Origin of the sequence: Micromonospora sp. CB01531 (assembly GCF_001905095.1) — a bacterium.
Taxonomy (GTDB): domain Bacteria; phylum Actinomycetota; class Actinomycetes; order Mycobacteriales; family Micromonosporaceae; genus Micromonospora.
Window position 1 is genome coordinate 1 of record NZ_LWLS01000038.1, and the last position, 3,476, is coordinate 3,476.

A 3,476-nucleotide genomic window follows, 5' to 3' on the forward strand; every position below is an offset into this window, starting at 1 on the left:
CACCAGTTCGACCCGCTCACACCGCAGCCAGTCTGTCCCGCACCGGGTTTGATGGAGACATCGAAACCTGGGAGGAACACCAGCGATGCCCGCACCGAAGAAGTACAACGATGAGCTGCGTGAGCGCGCGACCCGGTTGGCGGTCGAGGCTCGTCGGGATCCGGCGTCCGCGGTCGGAGCGATCCGTCGGATCGCCGATCAGCTCGGGGTCCATCCGGAGGCGTTGCGCACGTGGGTGAAGAAGGCGGAGACCGACGCCGGTGAGCGGCCGGGCACCACCAGCAGCGACGCGGAACGCCTCGCCGCCCTGGAACGGGAGGTGCGTGAGCTGCGCCGGGCGAATCAGATCCTGAAGTCCGCGGCGTCTTTCTTCGCGGCGGAGCTGGACCGTCCGTCGCGATGAAGGTCGAGTTCGTCGACTCCCAGAAGGAACAGCACGGTGTCCAGCCGGTCCTGCAGGCGCTGGAAGACACGCCGGCCGAGATCGCACCGTCGACCTACTACGCCACCAAGACCCGCCCCGCCAGCGCCCGATCGCGACGCGATGAGGAGCTGACCGCGGTGATCGAGCGGATCCACGCGGAGAACTACGGCGTCTACGGGGCACGCAAGATCTGGCACGAGCTGCACCGCCAGGACATCGAGGCGGCCCGGTGCACCGTCGAGCGGCTGATGCGCGAGTCCGGGCTACGCGGGCTGCTGCGCGACAAGTCCCCGCGCACGACCCGGCCCGCAGCCGAGACCGAACGCCCCCGCGACCTGGTCAAACGTGACTTCACCGCAGCCAGCCCGAACCGGCTGTGGGTCGCCGACCTGACCTACGTGCGCACGAGTGTGGGCTGGGTGTACGCCGCGTTCGTGCTGGACGTGTACTCCCGCATGATCGTCGGCTGGCAGGTGTCCACGAGCCTCTACACCGACCTGGCCCTCGACGCGCTGAAGATGGCGACCTGGCGCCGCGAAAATCAAGGCGCTGACCTGCAAGGACTGGTCCACCACTCCGACCGCGGGGTCCAATATCGAGCGATCCGCTACACCCAACGGCTCGCCGAAGCCGGCGCCGTCGCCTCCGTCGGCTCCAAGGGCGACTCCTACGACAACGCGATGGCCGAGGCGTTCAACTCCCTCTACAAGGCCGAACTCGTCCGCAACAAAGGGCCCTGGCGCGGGCTCGACGACCTAGAGATGGCCACCGTCGAATACATCGACTGGTACAACAACCGCAGGCTGCACGGCGAGCTCGGGCACGTCCCACCCGCCGAGTACGAGGCGCTACACGCGATGACCCACCCGGTCACCGCACCCCTGGAAACCAGCTAACCAACTCTCCATCAAACCCGGGGCTTGACAGTCGGCCAGGGCCAGCAAGGCCGGCGTCACGGATGCGTACTCGCGGACCTCCTGCACTCGCCGACCCGGATTCGTCGGGTGCGGGACCCGCACGCACGCGACCAGGCCCGCTTTGCCGATGTCGATCGCGCACACCCGCGCCACTACCTGCGCCGGTTCCTCTCTGCTGTCTTCCACCGCAGTCACCCTTTCCTTCGCGCCGCCAGGGCGGTCGCCCGCGGGAACGGTCGGGGTAGCAAATAGAGGCGGACTCGCGTGCTCGAAGCGACAAGGCAGGGCCCCTTGATCACATTCCCAGCGTCAGACTCCTATCCGGGCTCGAAGCACCAGGCATCAACGACGTCGGCGAGCGACCACCCCCATTTTCACGCCCGGCATGGGCGTCGCGATAGGGACATCGGAGACTCCTATGGATGTCAAGCGGCCGTGAGGGCGGAGCTGCTCGCGGGTGTCGTGAGTACTGGGTAGAGCTCTGGGGCGATGCAGCGCTTGAGGCAGCGGATGGCCTCGCGTCGGGTTTTGCCGCCCCGGACGCGGGGTTCGGCGTAGGCGCGGGTGGTGCGGTCCCATCGCAGGCGGGAGAGGGTGATTCGGTGCAAGGCGGCGTTGGCCTGCCGGTTGCCGCCCGGTTGAGCCGGCGGCGCCGGGTTTCGCCGGAGGATGCCTCGACCGGGCTGACCCGCAAAGGGCGGCGAGGGCGGCTTCGGAGCGGAGCCGTTCGGGGTTGACTCCTGCGGCCATGAGCAGGGTAGTGCCGGTGTCGGGTCCCACGCGGTTGCGGGCCAGCAGGTCTGGTGCATGGCAGCCAGGATGGCGGTCAGCATCACCGCGCGACGATGCGTCGGCGGGGCGCCTGCGACGGCTGTGGCCGGCGGCGAGATTGCCGGTGGTTAGCCGGTCCAGCCCGCCGTCGTTCGTCGCCGAGCATCTGCGCCAGTCGCCAGGCCAGGCGGGCCGGCCGCCAGCCGTGCGCCCGCTCTCCTTACGGCGAGCGGCAGGCTGCCGCAGTACCCCGCGATCTCGGTGGCCTTCTCGATGTGCCGCATGACGCGCTCGTCATCGATGATCCGGAAAGCAGCTCGATCACCTCGTCCGGCGTGATCAGCGCCAGCTCGACGTGTCGGGCGCCCTCTAAACCGGTCGGCCGTATCCGGCCGGTGACCAGTACGGTCCAGGTCGGAGCGTCGGCGTGGCAACTGGTGTACCAGCAAGGTGACCCAGTCCGAGCAACTGGGCATCGGCTTGGCCCTGGTGGTCGCGAAAAGGGTGCTGCAGCGCCAGTACCGACAGGTGCGGGGGTTGCACATGCCGGCGCCGTACAAAGCGGAGCATTGTTCGGCGGCGTGAGCGCACCCGGGTCTCGGGCGATGCCGTCTGATCACCGCCGCAGCAGTGCAAGGCGAGTTCGGCGTGGACTCGACGGCACGGGGCCAGGAAGTGGTGGGCCGGACTGCCGAGAGTGGCGGCGTATTCTCGGTGGACTTGAGAACTGCCACGGCTTGCGAAGGTGGAACGGATGCGCGATCCACACGACTTCGACCTTGAGGAGATCGCTACTGCGCTGGAGGACCAGAGCGCGTACGAGCACCGGTGGCTGATCGACCCGGCAACGGGAGAGGTGTTTTTCTGGACTGCCGATGGTGGCATCGACGGTAAGACACCCGTCGACCTCGACGAACTCGACGTGGTGCCCATCGACCCCTTGCCGTCCTACGTGTGGTACCAGGACATGGCCGACTTCGCGGACCTGCTCAGCGACGAGCGCGCCAGCCGACGACTGCATCGAGCGATCGACGGCAGGGGCGCCTTCCGGCGCTTCCGGAACGAACTGTATGAGGAGTACCCGCACCTGGTGTCGGTGTGGCAGGACTTCCACAACGCGCATGCCCTGCGGCGTGCGATCGGATTCCTGGCGGACAACAACCTCATCGCGGAGGATGCGGCGGAGCGAGCCCGGGCCGAGCACCCTGACCCGGCGGTGCCCTGACTGCGCCCCTGCCGCCTCGGGATCCGGCACCGCCCGACATGAGAGGCTCAGAAGGAACGCCCGATCATCGCCTGCGTGCCGGCGACGGAGTTGTGCCGCTCCACGCCCTAGTGTCCTGAGTCGTTAATTCGTTGGCAGT

The 3,476-nt window shown here is 68.0% G+C and carries 1 protein-coding gene and 1 pseudogene; both read left to right on the forward strand.

Annotation, left to right across the window (positions count from 1 at the left end):
- Positions 1-85: 85 nt before the first annotated feature.
- Positions 86-1,320: pseudogene (locus tag A6A27_RS07315) on the forward strand (IS3 family transposase).
- A gap of 1,546 nt (positions 1,321-2,866) precedes the next feature.
- Positions 2,867-3,337 carry a UPF0158 family protein gene (locus A6A27_RS07320; RefSeq protein WP_073833792.1) on the forward strand — a complete coding sequence of 157 codons (471 nt, stop codon included), beginning with the start codon at positions 2,867-2,869 and terminating at the stop codon, positions 3,335-3,337.
- The last annotated feature ends 139 nt before the right edge of the window (positions 3,338-3,476 follow it).